The 20,680-nt window shown below is 69.9% G+C and carries 19 protein-coding genes and 1 pseudogene; 8 read left to right on the top strand and 12 right to left on the bottom strand.

The features are described 5' to 3' along the window. The first annotated feature begins 9 nt into the window (after nt 1-9). Complete coding sequence (locus tag AB0M54_RS32815; protein ID WP_364475607.1) at nt 10-879, top strand: YhjD/YihY/BrkB family envelope integrity protein; 870 nt, start codon at nt 10-12, stop codon at nt 877-879. Nucleotides 880-885: 6 nt separating this feature from the next. Here AB0M54_RS32815 and AB0M54_RS32810 read toward each other — a convergent pair. Next, nucleotides 886-2,853: pseudogene (locus AB0M54_RS32810) on the bottom strand (MMPL family transporter); the annotation flags it as partial. 73 nt (nt 2,854-2,926) lie between these two features. Here AB0M54_RS32810 and AB0M54_RS32805 point away from each other — a divergent pair. Next, nucleotides 2,927-4,525, top strand: a complete 1,599-nt coding sequence (locus AB0M54_RS32805; protein ID WP_364475606.1) for an NAD(P)/FAD-dependent oxidoreductase — start codon at nt 2,927-2,929, stop codon at nt 4,523-4,525. A gap of 112 nt (nt 4,526-4,637) precedes the next feature. Here AB0M54_RS32805 and AB0M54_RS32800 read toward each other — a convergent pair whose 3' ends face one another. Next, a complete protein-coding gene (locus AB0M54_RS32800; protein WP_364475604.1) occupies nt 4,638-6,188 on the bottom strand; it encodes a Rieske 2Fe-2S domain-containing protein in 1,551 nt (516 codons plus the stop codon). A 102-nt stretch (nt 6,189-6,290) separates the two neighbouring features. Between AB0M54_RS32800 and AB0M54_RS32795 the strand changes: the two genes are divergently transcribed. After that, nucleotides 6,291-6,548 carry a hypothetical protein gene (locus tag AB0M54_RS32795; RefSeq protein WP_364315401.1) on the top strand — a complete coding sequence of 86 codons (258 nt, stop codon included), beginning with the start codon at nt 6,291-6,293 and terminating at the stop codon, nt 6,546-6,548. Between the two features lie 39 nt (nt 6,549-6,587). Here the strand turns inward: AB0M54_RS32795 and AB0M54_RS32790 are convergent, their stop codons facing one another. The 8 genes from AB0M54_RS32790 to AB0M54_RS32755 form a co-directional block, all read right to left on the bottom strand. Beyond that, entirely contained in the window at nt 6,588-7,664 is a 1,077-nt protein-coding gene (locus AB0M54_RS32790) for a DivIVA domain-containing protein (protein WP_364315398.1), read from the bottom strand. 37 nt (nt 7,665-7,701) lie between these two features. Next, complete coding sequence (gene rlmN / locus AB0M54_RS32785) at nt 7,702-8,880, bottom strand: 23S rRNA (adenine(2503)-C(2))-methyltransferase RlmN (RefSeq protein ID WP_364315395.1); 1,179 nt, start codon at nt 8,878-8,880, stop codon at nt 7,702-7,704. A 44-nt stretch (nt 8,881-8,924) separates the two neighbouring features. Beyond that, a complete protein-coding gene (locus tag AB0M54_RS32780) occupies nt 8,925-9,971 on the bottom strand; it encodes a phosphatidate cytidylyltransferase (RefSeq protein ID WP_364315392.1) in 1,047 nt (348 codons plus the stop codon). Next, nucleotides 9,971-10,528 carry a ribosome recycling factor gene (frr, locus tag AB0M54_RS32775; RefSeq protein ID WP_364315390.1) on the bottom strand — a complete coding sequence of 186 codons (558 nt, stop codon included), beginning with the start codon at nt 10,526-10,528 and terminating at the stop codon, nt 9,971-9,973. Before frr ends, AB0M54_RS32780 begins: the two co-directional genes overlap by 1 nt. Before the next feature lie 32 nt (nt 10,529-10,560). Then, the gene (gene pyrH / locus AB0M54_RS32770; protein ID WP_364315387.1) at nt 10,561-11,337 is read right to left on the bottom strand and encodes a UMP kinase; all 777 of its coding nucleotides are present in this window, start codon (nt 11,335-11,337) and stop codon (nt 10,561-10,563) included. 96 nt (nt 11,338-11,433) lie between these two features. After that, nucleotides 11,434-12,264 (bottom strand): translation elongation factor Ts, encoded by an 831-nt coding sequence (gene tsf / locus AB0M54_RS32765; RefSeq protein ID WP_364315385.1) that lies wholly within the window; start codon nt 12,262-12,264, stop codon nt 11,434-11,436. A 36-nt stretch (nt 12,265-12,300) separates the two neighbouring features. Then, the gene (gene rpsB / locus AB0M54_RS32760; protein WP_364475602.1) at nt 12,301-13,281 is read right to left on the bottom strand and encodes a 30S ribosomal protein S2; all 981 of its coding nucleotides are present in this window, start codon (nt 13,279-13,281) and stop codon (nt 12,301-12,303) included. A gap of 213 nt (nt 13,282-13,494) precedes the next feature. Then, on the bottom strand, nt 13,495-14,088 hold the full coding sequence (locus tag AB0M54_RS32755; protein WP_364315381.1) for a hypothetical protein: 594 nt from the start codon (nt 14,086-14,088) through the stop codon (nt 13,495-13,497). A 146-nt stretch (nt 14,089-14,234) separates the two neighbouring features. On the opposite strand from AB0M54_RS32755, the gene AB0M54_RS32750 reads away from it, so the two are divergent. The 3 genes from AB0M54_RS32750 to AB0M54_RS32740 are packed head-to-tail and all read left to right on the top strand — an operon-like array spanning nt 14,235 to nt 17,509. Then, on the top strand, nt 14,235-14,594 hold the full coding sequence (locus AB0M54_RS32750) for a YraN family protein (protein ID WP_364315378.1): 360 nt from the start codon (nt 14,235-14,237) through the stop codon (nt 14,592-14,594). Between the two features lie 57 nt (nt 14,595-14,651). Next, on the top strand, nt 14,652-16,244 hold the full coding sequence (locus tag AB0M54_RS32745) for a YifB family Mg chelatase-like AAA ATPase (RefSeq protein ID WP_364475600.1): 1,593 nt from the start codon (nt 14,652-14,654) through the stop codon (nt 16,242-16,244). Nucleotides 16,245-16,246: 2 nt separating this feature from the next. After that, nucleotides 16,247-17,509, top strand: coding sequence for a DNA-protecting protein DprA (locus AB0M54_RS32740; protein WP_364475598.1), 1,263 nt, complete (start codon nt 16,247-16,249; stop codon nt 17,507-17,509). A 19-nt stretch (nt 17,510-17,528) separates the two neighbouring features. Here the strand turns inward: AB0M54_RS32740 and AB0M54_RS32735 are convergent, their stop codons facing one another. Continuing rightward, nucleotides 17,529-17,714 (bottom strand): DNA-binding protein, encoded by a 186-nt coding sequence (locus AB0M54_RS32735; RefSeq protein ID WP_364317120.1) that lies wholly within the window; start codon nt 17,712-17,714, stop codon nt 17,529-17,531. A gap of 909 nt (nt 17,715-18,623) precedes the next feature. Here AB0M54_RS32735 and AB0M54_RS32730 point away from each other — a divergent pair. Together AB0M54_RS32730 and AB0M54_RS32725 are read left to right on the top strand one after the other, a co-directional pair. Beyond that, nucleotides 18,624-18,878, top strand: coding sequence for a hypothetical protein (locus tag AB0M54_RS32730; protein WP_364317118.1), 255 nt, complete (start codon nt 18,624-18,626; stop codon nt 18,876-18,878). 578 nt (nt 18,879-19,456) lie between these two features. Beyond that, nucleotides 19,457-19,861 (top strand): winged helix-turn-helix domain-containing protein, encoded by a 405-nt coding sequence (locus tag AB0M54_RS32725; protein ID WP_364315370.1) that lies wholly within the window; start codon nt 19,457-19,459, stop codon nt 19,859-19,861. Between the two features lie 337 nt (nt 19,862-20,198). On the opposite strand, the gene AB0M54_RS32720 is transcribed toward AB0M54_RS32725, so the two are convergent. After that, a complete protein-coding gene (locus AB0M54_RS32720) occupies nt 20,199-20,636 on the bottom strand; it encodes a DUF6636 domain-containing protein (RefSeq protein WP_364315368.1) in 438 nt (145 codons plus the stop codon). Nucleotides 20,637-20,680 lie beyond the last annotated feature (44 nt).

The following is a 20,680-nucleotide window of genomic DNA, read 5'->3' as shown; positions in this document are numbered from 1 at the left end:
CAGTCCAGCGTGCTGGCCACCCTGAAAGCCGTCCTCCGTCCGCTCCGAGGGCGGGACGTGTCGCTGCACGCGGCCGCGGTCACGTTCTACGCCGGCATCGCGGTGGTGCCGGTGTGCCTGCTGGCGATCTACGTCACCGGGCTGGTGGCGGGGGCCGACCGGATCCGGCGGCTGACCGGGCTGACCATCGAGGCGCTGCCGGACGCGATCGGCGCGCCCCGGGCGCTCTCCGCGCTGATCGGCGCCGGGCTGCAGCTGTCACCCTGGTTCGCCCTGGCCAGCCTGCTCCCGGCGACGCTCTACGGCGAGGGGCTGCGCCGGGCGTTCGTCTCGGTCCGGAGCCGGGACGAGACGATGGTCGGCTGGCGCGGGCGGATCCTCTGGCTGCCGTTGCTGGCAGCGGCGCCCGCCCTGCTGCTCGCCGCGTTCCTGGCGCTCCCGGTGACCAGCGGTCTGTGGATACGCGGCGGCTGGTACGCCGTCGGCGGTGTGGTCCTGTCGTTCCTGGCCTGCTGGCTGGTGCTGACCCCGATGGTGATCTGGGTCTACCGCTACCTCGCCCCGGGCCGCCCGCCGTGGCTCGCCACCGTCGTGGTCGGCTCGTTCACCGCCGCCAACCTGTCCGGCTTCCTGCACGGCTTCGTGCTGTTCTGCTCGCTACCGCTGGACCTCGGTGTCCCGTTCGGTGGCTTCACCGAGATCGGCGGCATGGTCGCGATCGGCCTCTGGCTCTACCTCTTCCACGTCCTCATGCTGGTGGGGTACGGCGCCACCCTCAGCGCCGGCGCCTTCCAGCAAAGGCGAGCGGAAGCGCGCGAGCGGGCCGGGCGCCCACCAGTTGAGCCGGCCGAGCAGGCGCATGGTGGCCGGCACGAGTAGCGCCCGCACCAGCGTGGCATCGACCAGGATGGCCACGATCATGCCCACGCCGATCGTCTTCACGATCGAGACGCCGCCGGTCGCGAACCCGGCCACCACGACGATGAGCAGGAGCGCGGCCGCGGTGATGATCCGCCCGGTGTGCTGCAGGCCGGTGGCGACCGCGGTGGTGTTGTCGCCGGTGCGGTCCCACTCCTCACGGACCCGCGAGAGCAGGAACACCTCGTAGTCGGTGGCCAGGCCGAACAGCACCGCCAGGACCAGGATCATGTTGCTGGGCTCGATGAACCCGGTCGACTCGAAGCGCAGCAGGCTCTCGAAATGGCCGTCCTGGAAGATCCACACCACCACGCCGAACGACGCGCCGATCGAGACCGCGTTCATCACCACCGCCTTGATCGGCAGCAGCACCGACCCGAAGGCCAGGAAGAGCAGCAGGAAGGTGGCCACGGCCATGATCAGCGCCATCCACGGCAGCCGCTCGGCCAGGCTCTCCAGCAGGTCCTGGTCGATCGCCGCGCGGCCGCCGACCAGGGTGTCCGGCGCCAGGTCACGGATCTGCCGGACCACCTCGCGCGCGGCCTCGCTGCTGGGGTCGTACGCGGTGATCACGGTGACCAGGGACGGGTCGGTCGCCTGGGCGTCGGTCACGCCACGCAGCCCGGAGATGCGCCCGGCCAGCGCCGCGGCGTTACCCGCGGGAGCGTACACATCGATCGGGGTGGCGCCGCCGCCCGGGAAATCGTCACGCAGCGTCTCGACCACGATCCGGGCCGGGGTGTCGGCCGGCATCACCCGGGCGTCGAACCCGCCGAACTCCACCCTGGTGAACGGCACCGCGAACAGCACCAGCAGGGCGAGGACGCCGAGCAGGTAGGGCACCGGCCGGCGCATCACGCTGTGGGCGAGGCGGGCCCAGCCGGCGCCGGGTACGGCGTCACGACGGTGTGGCAGCGGGATGCGCAGGCGGTCGATGCGGTGCCCGAGCAGGGACAGCGCCGCGGGCAGCACGGTCAGCGCGGCGAGCATGGCGACCAGCACCGCCGCCATGCCCCCGATCGCCATCCCGCCCAGGAACGGCTGCGGGAAGATCAGCAGGGACGACAGGGCCAGCATGATGGTCAACCCCGAGACCACGACGGTACGGCCGGCCGTCACGACCGTGATCCGGATCGCCTCCGGCACGTCCCGCCCGTTGGCCAGCTCCTCGCGGAAACGGCTGACCACGAACAGCGAGTAGTCGATCGCCATGCCCAGCCCGAGCAGGGTGATCACGTTGATCGCGAAGACGCTGATGTCGGTCAGATAGGTCAGCCCGCGTACGGCCAGGAACGCGCCGAGAATCGCGATGCCACCGATGACCAGCGGGGACAGCGCCGCCACCACGCCACGGAAGATCAGGATCAGCAGCAGGAGCAGGACCGGCAGCGAGAACAGCTCGGCCCGGGTCACGTCCCGCTCGGTCTGCTCGTTGGCCTGCTGGTTGAACGCCACCTCGCCGCCGACGTCGGTGCGCAGCCCGGCCGCCTCCAGATGGGGCTCGACCGCCTCGTACGCGGCCAGCTTGGCGTCCGCGTCGTCGCCGGCCAGCCAGACGGTGGCGTAGGTGGCCCGGCCGTCGTTGCTGATCAGCCCCGGGATACGCCCGTCGAGATAGCTGGCCACGTTGGTGACCTGCGGCTGCTCGCGGATGTCGGCGACCGCGGCGCCGATCGCCGCGCGTACCCGAGCGTCCTGAACGGTTGTGTCGCCGCTCGACCAGAGCACCACCAGGTCGGGGTCGGGTCGGTGCAGGCGCTCGGCGATCGCGTCGCGCGCCCGGTTGGACTCGGAGCCGGGGTCGTCGTAGCCGCCGCCGGTGAGCTCGCCGAAGACGCCGAGACCCCAGGTGGCGCCGGCCGCGACCAGAGCCAGCGCGGCGACAATCACCGCTCCGCGGACGCGTACGACGGCGCGTCCCCACCACCCGAACATGCCGCCAACCTACTGGACGTCCGTTATCCACAGACCGGAACGTGAGGCAGATTTCAGCGCTAGGGTCCACGCCATGACGTCTCTTCCGCAGCGTGCCGATGTGGTCATCATCGGGTCCGGCCACAACGGTCTGGTGTCGGCGATCCTGCTCGCGCGGGCCGGCCTCGACGTGGTGGTCCTGGAGGCCGCCGAGGTGCTGGGCGGCGCCACGCGCACGGAACACCCGTTCCCGCGGGTGCCCGGTCTGGGCCAGTCGACCGGGTCCTACCTGCTCGGGCTGATGCCGCCCGAGCTGCTGCGGAAGCTGGATGTGGACATTCCGGTGCTGCGCCGCGACCCGCACTACTTCCTGCCCACGCCCGGTCCGGCCGGCTCGCCCTACCTGCTGTTCGGCAGCGACCGCGCGGCCACCCGGGCCCAGATGGAGCGGTTCTTCTCGCCGCGTGACGTGGCGGCCGACGAGGCCATGGCGGTCGAGGTCGCGGCGTTGCGGTCCGACCTGGCCCCGGCCTGGCTGCGCGAGCCGGGCTCGATCGAAGAGGTCGCCGACCGGCACATCCGCCCGGCCCTGCAGAGCACGTTCATCGACCTGGTGCGGGGGTCGGTCGCCGACTACCTCTCGCGCTTCGGTTTCAAGTCCGAGCTGCTGATGAGCATGTACGCGGTGACCGACGGCATCTCCGGCCTGAACGCGGGCCCCGACGACCCCGGCACCGGCCACAACTTCCTGGCCCACAACATGTGCCGGCTGCCCGACGCCGACGGCACCTGGATGATCGCGGCCGGCGGCATGGGCACGGTGTCCCGCATGTTCGCCGACGCCGCCCGGTCGGCCGGAGCCCAGATCTTCACGGGTACGCCGGTGAGCGCCGTGACCGTCGACGGCGGCGCCGCCAGCGGGGTGGCCCTGGCCGACGGGCAGACCGTGGCCGCCCCCGTCGTGCTGGGCGCCTGCGACCCGTTCCGGCTCATCGACCTCGTGCCGCCCGGCGCGTTGCCGGCCACCCTGACCGACCACCTGGCGTCGATCAAGAAGCCGGGCACCACCATGAAGGTCAACCTGGCGCTGCGCGACCTGCCGGCCTTCTCCTGCCTGCCGCCCGGCGCGGCGTCACCGTTCGGCTCGACCATCCACCTGCTGCCCGGTTCGGCCGGACTGGCCGGGGGCGCGGAAGGCGAGTCGCCGATGGCCGCGTTGCGCGCGATGTGGGCCGACGTGCAGGCGGGGCGGCTGCCCGAGGAGCCGACGATCGAGTGGTACCTGCACACGACCGTCGACCCGAGCCTGCAGGACGAGGCGGGACACCACTCGTCGGCGCTGTTCGTGCAGTCGGTGCCGTACACGCTGGCCGGCACCACATGGGACGAGGCGCTGCCCGGCTACGTCGAGAAGCTGCTGGCCATCTGTGACCGGTACGCCCCCGGCACCAGCGACCTGGTCGCCGACACGATGCCGCTCACGCCACCCGGCATCGAACGGCATTTCGGCATCACCGGTGGCCACATCCACCACGTCGACAACACGGTCGCCTTCAACCAGCGCATGCCCTACGCGACGGGCCTGGACGGCCTCTACGCCGGCTCCGCCGGAACCCACCCGGCCGGCAGCGTCATCGGCGCCGCCGGCCACAACGCCGCCATGCGCATCCTGAAAGACCTGGGGAGGTCTTAGGAGCGCAACCGCTCACGCACGTGGAGCGCAGCGACCCTCGGCGGGAGCAGCGGTCTGGACCACCCACCCCGCTACGACCTGATCTTGATCTAGCTCTTGAACTGGCCTTTGATCAGCTCTTCTCGGCGCGGATCTTGTGGCCGACGCTGGTCAGGCACCTCCCGCTGGGGAGGTCGAATTTCCAGCCGTGGAGTTGGCAGGTCAGGGTGTTGCCGTCGAGGACGCCGAAGCGGGACAGGTCGGCCTTCAGGTGGGGGCAGCGGCGCTGCACGTTCCAGTCGCCGATCACGGTGTCCTCGGCGTCGACCGAGCGCTCGTGCTCGTCGTACCAGCCCTCGGCGTACTGCAGGCGCTCCTCGGACAGGCACTTGAAGAACGAGTAGACGAACTCGTTGTACTGCCCGATGCGCGCGGCGGAGAAGCGGCAGGACAGGAAGAGCGAGTTGACCCAGTCGCCCTCGTCGATGTGGATGAGGTGCTCGATGAGGGCGCGGCCGGTCTTGAAGCGGTAGCGGACCTTCTCGTCGGCGTACGGCCGGACCTGCTTGCCCGGGAAGTCGACGACGATCGACTCGACCACCTCGCCGCCCGAGCCGAACGAGTCGGTGAGGTCGAACCGGACGGGGCCGCCGACGCCGTTGGCCATGAACAGCGACTCTTCGAGCAGCGGCTCGATGCGCTTCTTGAGCTCGCCCAGCACGTCGATCTCGGGGTGCCGCCAGGACGCTTTCTCGGCCTCGATGATCGGGCGCTTGCGCTCGCGCATCTCCTCGAGGTGCTGCTGCTTGTTGGCGAAGAACTCGTCGACGTCGGTCGGGTGGGACGTGTCGATCGAGTGTTCGGTGAGCTCGGACACGCTGCCGGGCAGGAGCACGACGCCGTTGGTGCCGCCGACCTTCGCGTACTCCGACATGAAGACCGACTGGTCGGGGAAGATGTTGCCCTCGTCGCCGTGGATGTCGTTGAACTGCCACAACTCGTCGTCGAGGAAGCACGGCGGGCCGGCGATCGGGAAGACGTGTGACGCCTTGAGGTCGTTGATGTAGCGCCAGGTGCGGTCGAACTGCCGGTCGCGTTTCTGCTTGCCGAACGCGGTCTTCGCGTTCTGCGGCAGCTCGTAGACCATCGGGTACCAGATCGCGCCGGAGAACTGGAGCAGGTGGGCGTGCACGTGGCCCAGCTCGGCGAACGTGGTCAGGTCGCTCGGCCGGGCGTCGTTCTGGTTCAGCACCCGGATGCCGTCGTGTTCCACCCAGAGCGAGCTGTCGCCGATCGGGCCGTCGGTCGGGCTGATCAGCGCCTGGATCATCACCTTGAGCCCGCCGTCGAGCTCGTGCACCTCGTTCGACCGCGTCTTGAAGAACTTGGTGAAGCCCAGCTCACGCAACTCGTCCTCGAGCTGGCTGGTCGGGTACTCCGGCAGCAGCACGGTCGCCTTCTTGCTGATGTGCTGCTTCAGGTTCTTCGCGTCGAAGTGGTCGCGGTGCAGGTGGGACACGTAGAGGTAGTCGACGTCGCCCAGCCGGTCCCAGTCGAGCTGGGAGTTGTCGGGGAACGGGAACCACGAGGCGAAGAACGCCGGGTTCACCCAGGGGTCACACAAGATGCTGCCCGCGGCCGTGTCGATCCGCATGCTCGCGTGGCCAGTGCCCGTGATCCGCACCGTTGCTCTCCCTCACTGCCGGGTGTCCCAACGGCATCGAAGGTACCGGGTGCGGGTTGGTGGGCTGCGCGCGGAGCCGCCGTGCGAAAATGACCGGGAGAAATGATCACCGCCGCGCAGGAGGACCGAATCGTGGCTGAAGAGCCGGTTTACGCTCCCGATCAGCTCAAGCCGGGCAACCGCAAGTGGGGCCGGCGTGGAGCACTGGGGTCGGCCGCGATCATGCTGCTCTACTTCTGGGGCAACCACGAGGGCAACACCGAGAACCTCTATCTCGCCATCACCGCCCTGGCGCTGGTGGGCCTGGTGATCGCGGACGTGGTCCTGCGTCGTAACGGCCTCAAGCCGAACGACCAGTAACCGCTGTTGTGGAGGGGCCCGGGCCGGGCCCCTCACCACTCAGCGACGGCGCAGCAGGATGTCCTTGACCTCGCGCAGCGCGGCGTCCACCTCGGCCTCGAAGTAGCCACCCGGAACCAGCCCGAACTGCAGCGTGTCGAGCTCGTTCTCGGGGACCGGCATCGGGCCGCGTCCGGACATGGCCTGCAGGATGCTCTCGAACAGCCGGTCGACCTGCATCGGGTCGTAACCGCTGCCGAACCGGCGCGGCTGGAACGTCCGCCGCAGCTGGTCCACGCGGTAGAGCTCACCGTTCGGGCCGCCACCGCCACCCATCGGCGGGCCGCCGCCCATGCCCGGGCCGCCACCCATCGGCGGGCCGCTCATCGGCGAGGGCGGGCCACTCATCGGGGACGGCGGGCCACTCATCGGGGACGGGCCGTAGCCGCCACGGTCGCGCTCGGGCATCCGGATCTCGGCGGTCATGTCCGCCTTGCCGTGCCGGCCGGGCTCGAACGACTCGTAGCTGCCGGTGTCGTACTGACCGGGGCCGGGACCCTGACCGGGGCCGGGACCGCCGGGGCCCATCTGGCCGCGCTGGCCGCCGTACGAAGGCTCTTCGCGCTGGCCGCCGTACGAAGGTTCCTCGCGCTGGCCGCCGTAGGAAGGCTCCTCGTAACCGCCGCGCCCGTAACCCTGGTCGGGCGGCGGGGGAAGCTGTTGCTGCTGGCGCTGAGGCATCTGCGGGGGCATCTGGATCCGCTCGGTGGGCGGAGCACCGCGGCCCATCCCGCCGGCGCCCATCGACTGACCCATCCGGTCGACCGGCATCGCCCCGGCCCCGCCGCGCATCGGCTCGGGCGCCATCCGCGGGTCGGGCTGCCGGCCGCCGCCACGCTCCTCGAACTCGGCCAGCTGCCGTTCCACGCGGTCGAGGTGAAGGTCGACCTGCCACTCGTCGTAGCCGCCGAAGCGCACCCGGAAGACGACGTCGTGCACCTCCTGAGCGCCGACCGGAGGGCCGACCTGCTCACCGGCCAGGGTGGCCTCCACACGGTCGAGGAAGCTGTCGACCTCGTCCACCTTGTAGCCGCGCCGCAGCGCGCGCCGTCGGAAACGCTGCCCCTGACTCGTCACAACGTCTCCCAATCCTGCTGCTGGGTACTCGGCCCAGTCACTGTGCCACCTCCGCGTCGGCGGCGGGGCCCCCAGCGCCCGCCTCCGTCACCTCGCCCGCGGCCAGCTGGCCGCAGGCGCCATCGATCTCGCGGCCCCTGGTATCGCGGACCGTCGTCGCCACACCCGCCGCGCGGAGCCGGGCGACGAACTCCCGCTCGGCCGGTTTGGGACTGGCATCCCACTTGCTGCCCGGAGTCGGGTTCAACGGGATGAGATTCACATGAGCCAGCTTGCCGCGCAGCAGCCTGCCAAGCAGGTCGGCGCGCCAGGGCTGATCGTTTACGTCCCTGATCAGGGCGTACTCGATGGATATCCGGCGTCCGGTCTGCGCCGCGTAATCGAACGCGGCTCCGAGCACCTCGGCCACCTTCCAACGCTGGTTGACAGGCACTAGCTCATCGCGCAGATCATCATCGGGGGCGTGCAGTGAGAGTGCAAGGGTCACCTGAAGCTCTTCGGCGATCAACCGGCGCATTGCGGGCACCAGCCCCACGGTGGAGACGGTGATGTGCCGTTGCGAAAGGCCGAGCCCTTCGGGAGCCGGCGCGGTGAGCCGCCGGACCGCCTCGAGCACCCGCGGATAGTTGGCCAGCGGCTCGCCCATGCCCATGAACACGACCCGGGACAGCCGCGGCGGCGAACCGGTGACCGCGCCCGACGCGGCGACCCCGGCCAGGTAGACCACCTGGTCGACGATCTCGGCGACGGACAGGTTGCGGGTCAGGCCGGCCTGGCCGGTGGCGCAGAACGGGCAGGCCATGCCGCAGCCGGCCTGGCTGGAGACGCAGGCGGTCACGCGGTCGGGGTAGCCCATCAGCACGCTCTCGACGAGCGCGTTGTCGTGCAGCCGCCACAGCGTCTTGCGGGTGGCGCCGTTGTCGCAGGCCAGCTCGCGCACCGGGGTGAGCAGGGTGGGCAGCAGGTCGCCGGTCAGGCGCTCGCGGGTGGCCGCGGGCAGGTCGGTCATCGAGCCGGGGTCGCGGACCAGCCGGCCGAAGTAGTGGGTGGAGATCTGCTTGGCCCGGAAGGCGGGCTCGCCGAGACCGGTGACGGCGGCCTGACGGCCGGCCAGGTCGAGATCGGCGAGGTGGCGCGGGGGCATGCTGGCCCGACGGCGCGTACGCACGGCGTCCGGCGAATCGGGACTGGTCGGAATGACCGGGAGAGTCGTCATGGCGTGTCCAGTCTCCCACGCCCCGGCATGTCGTCACTCATCGCTTACCCCGGCGGCGCGATCAGTGTCAGCAGCAGATAGGCCGTGGGCACCGCGAACAGGATCGAGTCGAGCCGATCCATCAGGCCACCGTGGCCGGGCAGGAGCTGACTCATGTCCTTGATGCCGAGGTCGCGCTTGAGCATCGACTCGGCCAGATCGCCGATCACCGCGACGACGGCGATCGTCGCGCCGAACAGCAGGCCCCACCAGACCTTCGCGTCGAGCAGGAAGTAGAGCAGCAGGCCGCTGCCGATCGCCGAGGCGAACACCGAGCCGCCGAAGCCCTCCCAGGACTTCTTCGGGCTGATCGCCGGGGCCATCGGGTGCTTGCCGAGGAAGACGCCGGCGGCGTAGCCCCCGGTGTCGGAGAGGATCACCGCGATCAGGGTGCACAGCACCCGCCAGTGACCGTCCTTCTCGGGCAGCGCCATCAGGACGCCGAAGCTGATCAGGAACGGCACGTACACCGCGATCAGGAGGCTGGCGCGGAAGTCGATGCGGAACTGTCGCGGCCGGTCGGCCAGCCGCCAGACGATCGCGGCGAGCACGGTCACGACCAGGCCCAGGACGACCGCGTCCTCACCGGCGAACCAGGCCAGCCCGGTCATCAGCAGGCCGCCGCCGATCAGCGGCACCATCGGCGGTTCGGCCCCGGTGACCCGCAGGGCGCGGACCATCTCCCAGATGGCGACGGTGGCCGCCGCGGCGATCACCGCGAGGAAGGCCGGTCGCCAGATGACCAGCGAGGCCAGCACGGTGAGGCCGAGGCCGGTGCCCACGGCCAGGGCCGCGGGCAGGTTGCGCCCGGCCCGGCCGGAGGTGCTCGAGCCGGCCCGGCGCTTGCCCTTGCCCCGCGGTCCGGCGGTCAACTCGTACTCCGCCTCCGAGGTCGAGGTAGCGGCGGTGGGCGCGACCCAGGGCGCGGCCGGGGGCGGCTCCTCCGCGGCGGGCGCCCAGTAGGCGGCGTACGGATCCGGGTCGCCCGCGGGGGACGACCGGTCACCGGAGCCGGGGTGGGGCGGCCCGCCACGGGGATCGAGGTATGACATCAGACCTCGAGCAGTTCTGATTCCTTGTGCTTCACCAGGTCGTCGACGACGGCCACGTACCGGTGCGTGACGTCGTCCAGCTCCTTCTCCGCCCGGCGGCCGTCGTCCTCGCCCGCCTCGCCGTCCTTGACCAGGCGGTCGAGCTGCTCCTTGGCCTTGCGACGGACGTTACGGATGGCCACCCGGCCCTCCTCCGCCTTGCCGCGGGCGACCTTGATCATCTCGCGGCGCCGCTCCTCGGTCATCTGCGGCAGGTGGATGCGCAGCTGCGTACCCTCGTTGTTGGGGTTGACCCCGAGGTCGGAATCGCGGATCGCGCGCTCGATCGGGCCGAGCTGCGTCTGGTCGTACGGCTTGACGATGACCATGCGCGGCTCAGGCACGCCGACCGACGCCATCTGGGTCACCGGCGTCGGCGCCCCGTAGTAGTCGACGACGATCTTCGAGAACATCGCCGGTGTGGCGCGTCCCGTGCGGATCGCGGCGAACTCCTCCTTGGCGTGTTCGACCGCGCTCTCCATCTTCTCCTCGGCCTCGAAGAGGGTCTCCTCGATCACCGCCGTCGCCTCCTTGGCTCGATCCTGCTTGCTCAGTTGTCCTGCTGCTCGGCGGTGATCAACGTACCGATCTTCTCGCCACTGACGGCGCGGACGATCGTGTCATCACCCTGTGCGCCGAAGACGAGCATCGGGAGGTCGTTCTCCTGGCACAGGCTGAAGGCGGCCTGGTCGGCCACCCGCAGACCCTGCTGGAGGACCCCGGCGAAGGTGATCGTCTCGATCTTGCGGGCGGTCGGGTCGGTGCGCGGATCGGCGGTGTAGACGCCGTCGACGCCGTTCTTGCTCATCAGCACCAGGTCGGCGTGGATCTCGAGGGCACGCTGCGCGGTCACCGTGTCGGTGGAGAAGTACGGCATACCGGCGCCCGCCCCGAAGATCACCACGCGGCCCTTCTCGAGGTGCCGGATGGCGCGGAGCGGAATGTACGGCTCGGCGACCTGGGCCATCGTGATCGCGGTCTGCACCCGCGTCTCGATGCCCTCCTTCTCCAGGAAGTCCTGGAGCGCGAGGCAGTTCATGACCGTGCCCAGCATGCCCATGTAGTCGGCCCGGGACCGGTCCATGCCGCGCTTCTGCAGCTCGGCGCCGCGGAAGAAGTTGCCGCCGCCCATCACGACCGCGACCTGCACACCGCGCCGGATGACGGTGGCGATCTGCCGGGCGATGCCCTGCACGACATCCGGGTCGACGCCGACCTCGCCGCCGCCGAAGACCTCGCCGGACATCTTCAGCACGACCCGCCGCGGGCGCACGGCCGGCGGCGCTGGATCATCGATCCGAACGGCCTGCTCGGTCACCATCGTCATGGAATCCGCCTTCCCCATCCGGCTACTGCAGAGACCCTATGTGAACAGGAGGCCGGGCGCAGAATCGCGTACCCGACCTCCTCTCCGTGCTCTTGCTTACTCCTGGCCGACCTCGAAGCGGACGAACCGGGTGATCTCGATCCCGGCCTCCTTGGCGATCGCGGCCACGGTCTTCTTGTTGTCCGTCACCGACGGCTGCTCGAGCAGGACGAAGTCCTTGAAGAAGGAGTTCACCCGACCCTCGATGATCTTGGGCAGCGCCTGCTCGGGCTTGCCCTCCTCACGAGCGGTCTGCTCGGCGATCCGGCGCTCCGACTCCACCGTCTCGGCGGGGACGTCGGCCCGGCTCAGGAACTTCGGCCGCATCGCGGCGATCTGCATGCCGACGCCGCGGGCGTCCGCGTCGGCGGCCTCGTCGTCCTTGCCGGAGTACTCGACCAGGACGCCGACCTGCGGCGGCAGGTCCTGCGCCTTGCGGTGCAGGTAGACCGCCACGTTGCCGTCGACCTCGGCGAACCGATTGAGCACGATCTTCTCGCCGATCTTGGCCGAGAAGTCCTGGATCGTGTCGGCGACCGTACGGCCGTCCGGCAGCGTCGCCGTGCTCAGCGCGGCGGCGTCGGCGACCTTGCTCGCGGCGCCCAGCTCGACCAGCTGCTGACCCAGGGCCACGAAGTCCGGGGTCTTGGCGACGAAGTCGGTCTCGCAGTTGAGCTCGAGCAGCGCCTTGCCGGAGTGCGCGACGATGCCGTTCGCGGCGGTCCGGCCGGCCCGCTTGCCGACATCCTTCGCACCCTTGACGCGCAGGAACTCGACGGCCGCGTCGAAGTCGCCGCCCGACTCCTCGAGCGCCTTCTTGCAGTCCATCATGCCGCTGCCGGTCAGGTCGCGGAGCTTCTTCACGTCCGCGGCGGTGTAGTTAGCCATGACTCGCTCTCTTGATGTCTGTGCTCAGCGGCGTCTTTACTCGGCGGCCGGGGCCGCGGCGACCGGCTCGGCCTTCTTCTCGGCCTCGGGGGCGGCCTCAGCAGCCGGAGCAGCCTCGGTGGCAGCCTCAGCGGCGACCGGAGCGGCCTCAGCGGCCGGCGCGGCCTCAGCGGCGGCCGGAGCAGCCTCAGCGGCCGGCGCGGCCTCGACGTCGGCGGCCTTCTTCTCGGCGCCCTCGTAGAGGTCGCGCTCCCACTCGGGCAGCGGCTCGCCGGCGGCGACGGCGCCCGGCTCGGGCTTGGCGTTGGCGTCACCGGACTTGCGACCGGACCGGGCGATCAGACCGTCGGCCACCGCCGTGGCGATCACCCGGGTCAGCAGCTCGGCCGAGCGGATCGCGTCGTCGTTGCCCGGGATCGGGAAGTCGACCTCGTCCGGGTCGCAGTTCGTGTCGAGCACGGCGATCACCGGGATGCCCAGCTTGCGGGCCTCGTCGACGGCGATGTGCTCCTTCTTGGTGTCGACCACCCAGATCGCGGACGGCACCTTGGTCATGTCCCGCAGGCCACCCAGCGTCTTCGTGAGCTTGGTCTTCTCACGGAAGAGCTGCAGGGTCTCCTTCTTGGTGTACCCGGCGGCGGTGCCGGTCAGGTCACCCAGGCCCTCGAGCTCCTTCATCCGCTGCAGGCGCTTGTAGACCGTCTGGAAGTTGGTCAGCATGCCGCCCAGCCAGCGGTGGTTCACGTACGGCTGGCCCACCCGGGTGGCCTGCTCGGAGATGGCCTCCTGAGCCTGCTTCTTGGTGCCGACGAAGAGGATGTGGCCACCCTCGGCGACGGTGTCCCGCACGTACGAGTAGGCCTTCTCGATGTAGTCGAGGGTCTGGCGCAGGTCGATGATGTAGATACCGTTGCGCTCGGTGAAGATGAATCGCTTCATCTTCGGGTTCCAGCGCCGGGTCTGGTGCCCGAAGTGGACACCGCTCTCCAGCAGCTGGCGCATGGTCACGACGGCCATGGTGAATTGCTCCTTGTTATCCCTGGTTGACACGCCCACCGGCCGGTGAGCGTCCTGGCGCCCGGTCGTCGGCCGCAGGCGGACCCGAGAAGACGGGACCAGGGAGGGCCGCCGCTGCGCTGCGTCACCGGCGAGGAGCCGATGGGCGGCGTGCAGAGGGCGCGCGAGGTCGACCGCACGAGGCGGTCGCCGTGGCCAAGCATACGCCCTCGCTTATGCCGCCCCTAACCCGGCGGCCAGGAGCACCAGAAGGCCGATCGGGAGGTACACGTGGGGCGGGCGGAGCCATTCGTTGCGGTCGGCCGGGACGGCGCCGGCCAGCGCGTACAGGCCGCCGCCGGTGAGCGGGAGACCCAGCGTGAGCAGCACGGCCGGCACCACCCCGCCGGCCTGCATCGGCCCGTCACCGAAGGTGGCGTTGATCAGCAGCATGATCGCCGGGATCATCAGGACGCCGGTGACGGCGAGCATCAGAAGGGCGGAAAGGGTACGGCGGGTACGGAACATCCGATTCGCCCGTGGTGGCGCCGGCTGGTAACGGTTCACCGGCGGCACCACGCTGGTCGCCTCGTTGTACGGCTGGGTCTGCCCGTAGGTGGCCGGGGCCGGCGCGTCGGCCAGCGAGGTGGCGCCCGGCGGGCGGACGGCCGGGTATTCCGGCCCGCGCACCGGCGCCCGGGTCTCCTCGATCGCGTGGCTGCCCGCCGGCGGCCGCTGATACACGCCCGAGTCGTACGGGTTACCGGTGCTCTGACCGGTGTACCAACTGGGCTGCGGCTCGTCGGGGTACCGGCGGTTTCCGTCCACGAGATGGGAACTTAGGCGACCACGCTCCGCAACGCCACCGCTGACCGGTTATCACATCGGGCCGATCACTGAGCGGTTGTCCACAGTAGCTCTCCGTCCACAGCCCCCCAGGCCGTCGCCCGCTCCGCCGAGCCACCGTGTCCGCCATGACAAAGGTGCGAAAAGCGGTCGGCGAGTACGGCGAACACGTCGCGGAGCGATACCTGACCGCGGCCGGGCTGGTCGTCCTGAACCGCAACTGGCGATGCTCCGACGGCGAGGTCGACCTGGTCCTCCAGGACGGCGACGACATCGTGTTCTGCGAGGTCAAGACCCGGCGCAGCGGGGCCTTCGGGCGCCCGGTCGAGGCCGTCCACTGGCAGAAGGCGCGGCGCCTGCGGCGGCTGGCGGCCCGCTGGCTCGCCGAGGCGACAACCCATCCGCGCGAGGTCCGCTTCGACGTGGTCGAGGTGATGCCCCAGCCCCAGGGCGCCGCCATGGTCGAACACATCCGCGCGGCGTTCTGAGATGAGCTACGCACGGGTGCTGTGCGCCGGCCTGATCGGCATGGAGGGCCGCATCGCATGAGCTACGCACGTGTTCTTTGCGCGGGTCTCCTCGGGATGGAGGGCCGGATCGTTGAGATCGAGGCTGATCTCGCTCCCGGTCTGCCGGCCGTGATCCTGACCGGCCTGCCGGACAAGGGGCTGAACGAGGCCCGGGAGCGAGTTCGGGCCGCCGTGGTGAATTCCGGACAGACGTGGCCGCAGAGGCGCATCACGGTCAATCTCCAACCGGCAACCATGCCGAAGCACGGCAGCGGGTTCGACCTGGCTATCGCGTGCGCTCTACTCACGGCGGCGGGTGACCTGCCGGCAGCTCCGCTGGACGGGGTGGTCCTGCTCGGCGAGCTAGGTCTCGACGGCGGGGTCAGGTCGATACGTGGTGTTCTGCCGATGGTCGCGGCCGCCGTTCGCCATGGGGTGAGCCGGGTCGTAGTACCGATTGCCAACGCGCGCGAAGCTACGGCCGTCCCTGGGATCGACGTCCGCGCCGTCGACACCCTCGAGCGACTGATCTCCTTCCTCCGTAGCGAGGCACACCTTCTGGACCTGCCCGACATCCCCGAGCCGCCACCTGCTTCACCCGGTCTCGATCTCGCCGATGTCGCCGGTCAAGAACTGGGCAAGTACGCGATCGAGGTCGCGGCGGCCGGTGGCCATCACGTCGCGTTCTTCGGTCCGCCCGGCGCCGGCAAGACCATGCTGGCCGAGCGGCTGCCTTGGATCCTTCCTGAACTGGACGACGACGCGGCGCTCGAGGTGACCGCCATCCAGTCGATCGCCGGAGTGCTCCCGCCGCACTCGACCTTGGTCCGGCGACCCCCCTTTCAGTCACCACACCACACCGCGAGCACGTCAGCACTTGTCGGTGGTGGCACCGGCATCGCCAAGCCTGGCGCGATGTCACTCGCACATCGCGGTGTGCTTTTCCTGGATGAGGCCGGCGAGCTCGCTCCCAGCACGCTGCAGGCGCTTCGACAGCCGCTCGAAAGCGGCCGAGTCATCGTGGCGCGGGCCAACGGGACAACGGAGTTTCCGGCGCGCGTGCAGATGGTCGTCGCCACAAATCCCTGTCCGTGCGCTCAACCCGCCGGTGATCAGGCATGTATCTGCGCGCCGGCGATACGCCGCCGCTATCTGGCCCGCATCTCCGGGCCGCTGCTCGACCGGATCGATATCCAGGTCCACCTACGCGCACTGAGCGCGGCCCAATTGATGACCAACGACGCGCCGACCGACTCGTCGATGATCATCGCCGAGCGGGTGGCGAAGGCACGGGCCGCGGCGGCGGCTCGTTGGTCCATGAACGGTTGGCAGACCAACGCCGAAGTACCCGGCCCTCAGCTGCGCCGACCACCTTGGCGGCTGCCGAACAACGACACCAAGGTCTTGCGCACCGGACTCGACCGGGGCCGGTTGTCGGTCCGAGGCTTCGATCGCGTCTTGCGGCTGGCCTGGACCATCGCCGACCTGGACGGCAGACAGCGTCCGAACCGAGAAGACGTGGACGAGGCGGCACAGCTACGGATGGGCGAGGAACGAGCCGACCGAATCAACCGGCCGTTCTCATTCTCCCCCTCTGCGAACCGGACCACAGCTTGGAAGGAGCCGTGATCGTGGCTGGGGACAGCTCGCCGGCGGATCGGGACGAGGATGTGGCCGCCCGGGTCGCGCTGACCTGGCTGGCCGAGCCCGGCAATCGCGCGATCTGGACGATGGTCCAACAGGTCGGTGCTCCGTCCACACTGGACATGCTGCTCGCTGGGCGGGCTCAGGACTCGGCTCTGCGTACGGGAGTGGCGGCGCGCAGTGCCAAAGGTGACGCGCGGCGGCTGGCGGAGGCGGCGTTGCGCCATGCGGAGCGGCTGGGGACGCGGATCGTCATCCCGACCGACGACGAGTGGCCGGCCGGGGTGGAGGCGCTCGCCACGCTCGAGGTGCCCACGCCCGGGAAGATCAACCGCGACGTCCGGCCGCCGCTCTGTGTCTGGGTGCGCGGCGGCTGGCCGTTGGGCGAGATCCTGGAGAAGTCGGTCGCGGTGGTCGGCGCGCGGGCGGCCACCGGGTACGGGACCCATGTCACGACCGATATCGCGTACGGGCTGGCCGAGCACGAGTGGACGGTGGTGTCGGGCGGGGCGTTCGGCATCGACGCGGCGGCTCATCGGGCGGCGCTGGCGGCCGGCGGTCGTACCGTGGCCGTGCTGGCCTGCGGGGTCGACCGGCCGTACCCGTCCGGGAACGCCTCCATGTTCGAACGGATCGCCGAGACCGGTCTGCTGATCAGCGAGTGGCCGCCCGGCTCGGAGCCGTTGCGGCACCGCTTCCTGATCCGCAACCGGGTGATCGCCGCCGCCACCCACGGCACGGTGATGGTCGAGGCGGCCGCCCGCAGCGGCGCCGTCCAGACGCTGGGCCGGGTCCTGGAGCTGCACCGCAAGGCGATGGTCGTGCCCGGCCCGGTCACGTCGGCCATGTCGGTCGGCTGCCACGAGCTGATCCGCGCCAACCCGGCCGTCCGCATGGTCACCGGCCTCCCCCACGTGCTGGAAGAGATCGGGAAGATCGGCGACTACGAGGCGGAGCGCCCGCGCGGCCCCGAACACCAGCGCGACCATCTCGACGAAGAGTCGGCCCTGCTGCTGGAGGCGATTCCCAGCCGCGGCCCCGCCGACCCGGCCGAGCTGGCGGCCAAGGCCGGCCTGAGCCTGCGCACGGTTCTCCGCCGGCTGTCCCTCTTGGAGACCCTCAACCTGATAACCCGCCACCCCAACGGCCGAGTCACGCTGCGCCCATCGGCGCCCCGGAACCGCGGCGCAGCGGCAACCGCTTCCCCGGCGCCGGGGAAGTCAGAAGATCAGGAGGCTGTCAGTGAGTGACTCGCGGGAGCCGGCCGGCTCAGTCCTCGGGGTCGTCGATGTCGCGGCGATGGACCTTCATCCACCCCTCGACGTCCTCGGTCAGCCAGACCTTGCCCTGGGCGAGATCGGCGACGGGCTTGGGGAAGTCGGCGCGGCTGGTGATCTGGTACGCCCGCTGCCGACTGACCCCACCCAGGCGGATGCGGATCTCGTGCGCACCCATCAGTCGGATCTGCTTCGCTGCCACGAGATCACCGTAGGCGCGAGACTATTAGTCTTTTATCAACTTCACGGGAGACAGCTAGTCGTCAGTCAACTAGGCTAGCCTCATGAACACCAGACGCGAGTCACCCTCGCCGGTGCCGTTGGCACCACTACACCGCCGCAGCTGGCGCACCCTTTGGCGCCGCTGCTCCTGCGGCCTCCCCGAGCCCTGCGTCGACAGGGCAACGGAGACCGCGCTGGTAGAGCCCACGCTGGTCCTCCCCGCGATCACTGCCGAAACAGGTGTCGAACCAACACCGGAATGCACCGTCGCCCCTCCTTGGTTCGCCTCACCAACCATTGCCGAAACCATTCGGCCAATGCCACGACCGTCCATTCCAGCCATTGCCGGAATCCTTCCCACCACCCACCCGTCACACAACCGAACCGATTCGAGTCCCCCCTTCAACCCGATGGCCCACACGGCCGCCACATTCACCAACCCCACCAAGGCAACGCACCCGACAACCCAGCGCTGCCCCCACCTCAACCACTCCCGACCACAACGCCCCACCACCCCAAGCCGCCCAACCGCACCCCCGGCGCCCATCGCGCCAGACGCGGCCTCCCCAAGCCTCCCGCCCAGAAGCGAAGCCGCTGCAAGACCGTTGCCACATCCCTCGCGGCTCAGCACCGGAGACAGAGCAGCCGCCAGGCCGAGACCCCGGTCCAACCAACCCAGTTCCGGCAGAGACCAGTCGACCGCCCATAGTCGACAGTCGGCGAAGGGTCGTCCTGCGATGCGGAGCAGGACACGCGACAACGACGATGACGGGCACCAGGTCGGGCGGGCAGGGAACCTCACTCCCGCGCAGGCCAGCAGATCCCGGCAAGCTGATCGACCCGCGCCACCAGCCAGCGCCTGGTGATGGAAGCGCAGCGGATCGAGCACTTCTGGGTCCGCCCCTCATGGGACTGCCGCACCTGCGAGCAGCCCTGGCCCTGCCCACAAGCGAAGGAGATGTTGCTGGACGAGTTCCGGCACTTCCCATCCGTGTTGTGCATCTATCTGGTCAACCAGCTGACGGATGCCGTGGAAGACATGACCGCCAACGGGCAGAGTCCGCCGCCCGACCTGTTCGAACGGTTCCTGGAGTGGGCGATCCCAGGGCCGAAACCCTGACCGCGCCACCAAGCTGACACGGCGAAGACGATAAGTCCGGCTCCAGAGCCTCCATCGCAGTAACCACCGGGGACCGCCCAGGCGACGAGTCCACGAGGTGGCGAACACTTGGAGGCCATAGCCGGCCCGCCGCCCCAGCCCGCTCCAAGCCACGCCCAGCCCAGCCCAGCCCAGCCCGGCCCCGGCCCCGGCCCCGGCCCACCCCGTCGGCCCAGCCCGGCAGGTCCAGCAAGACAAGGTCCAGCAAGACAAGGTCCGGCCAAGTCCAAGGCCCAACGCGAGCAACTCGGTCGCATCAAAGCGATGAAGAACCGAAAGTCCACACTCGCCAGTCACGGCCGCGATGCTCTAAGGCAGCGCAGGCACGGCCTGCCGCATCGGGAATCCACAGTGGTCTGGATAAGGTGGGCGACGGCCGGAGGAGACCGCTCGGGACGCGCCCTCGCGATGCAGCCAACCGACCGTCGCCACCCGCCGCCCGATCTAGCTCGGCCTTCTCAGTGCGGCAGAACTATCATACCTACATGGGACTGTACGTACAACGTGATGGAGCATCGTGGCCACGTAAGCTGGGTAACATGATCGACCCCTCGGCCGACCGCGCGGTTTTCCGGCAGCTCGCCGACATCTTGCGGAACCAGATCGAGTCGGGCGAGCTTGGTCCCGGCGACCCGTTGCCCAGCGAGTTGCGGCTGGCGCAGGAGTTCACCATCAGCCGCACCACGGTTCGGCAGGCCATTGCCCAGCTGCGCACCGAAGGGCTGGTCAGCGTCGAGCGGCCGCGCGGCACGTTCGTGCGGGTGCCCGAACAGGTCGAGGTCATCGTGCTCGCCCGCGGCGACCGGGTCGGCGCCCGCATGCCCACCGACGCGGAACGCCGGTCGTACCGGCTCGGCGAAGGCGTCCCCGTGCTCGTGGTCACGTCGACCGACGGCACCATCAAGGTCCACCCAGCCGATCGCGTCCACCTCCGCCGGCCGTAACAGCAGCCCCGCAGGCCATAACCATGGCCCGCCAGCCGAACCCGCGACCGCCGCCGATGGGGTGGACGGGCCACATCTTCGGGAAGATCGGCACCCCTAGCGGACGGTTTTCGCAACCATCCGGAGGGTTGTCGAAGCTCACCAATCACGCCTAGCGTCGGCATCAATGCACCGTCCATCTGAGACGGTGGACCGACCCCTGTGGTGCGGTCGCCCGAAGTCTGCCCCTGGGCGTCCGCACCACAGGCGAAGGCGAAGGGGAAGGCGAAGGGGAAGGCGAAGGCTCCATGGCAACACCGTAAGAAGCGGGTACGACAATCCGGCGCGCGTACCCCAGCTAGAAGATCTTGAACTCGGCCCGCGCAAGCGTGAAGCCCCGGCCCGACGGAGCATGGGTGCAACGCACGCCGGCGCTGGCGCTGTTGCAGACGAAGTCGCCGACCTGGACCGCCTTGCCGTAGTCGAGGATCTCGGCCGCGCCCATCACCGTGTCGCCGGCGCAGGTCAGCGTGGCCCCCTCGGCCGTGACGGTGATCGCGCTCCCCCACGCCTGCTGGCAGTCGGCGGGCTTGGCCGGCGGCTGCCACGTCTTCTCGCCGATGTCGCAGCGGGCCGACTCGGCGGTCACCAGGCAGCCGATGTTCTTCGACGGCAGGGTGAACTGGCGGGTGGCCGTGTTGCGCTCGCCCAGCCCGGTCTTGGCCTCCGGTTCCTCGTTCGAGGAACAGCCCACCAGGGACAGGGCCATGCCGATGATCACCAGGGCGCGCCGCACCACGGCAGGATAGGTCCTTGACGCCCGCGGGTCGAGCGCGGACC

The organism is Actinoplanes sp. NPDC051470 (assembly GCF_040682035.1).
Lineage (GTDB): Bacteria > Actinomycetota > Actinomycetes > Mycobacteriales > Micromonosporaceae > Actinoplanes.
The sequence above is the reverse complement of the archived record's forward strand: the minus strand, read 5'-3'. Positions and strand labels throughout refer to the sequence as shown.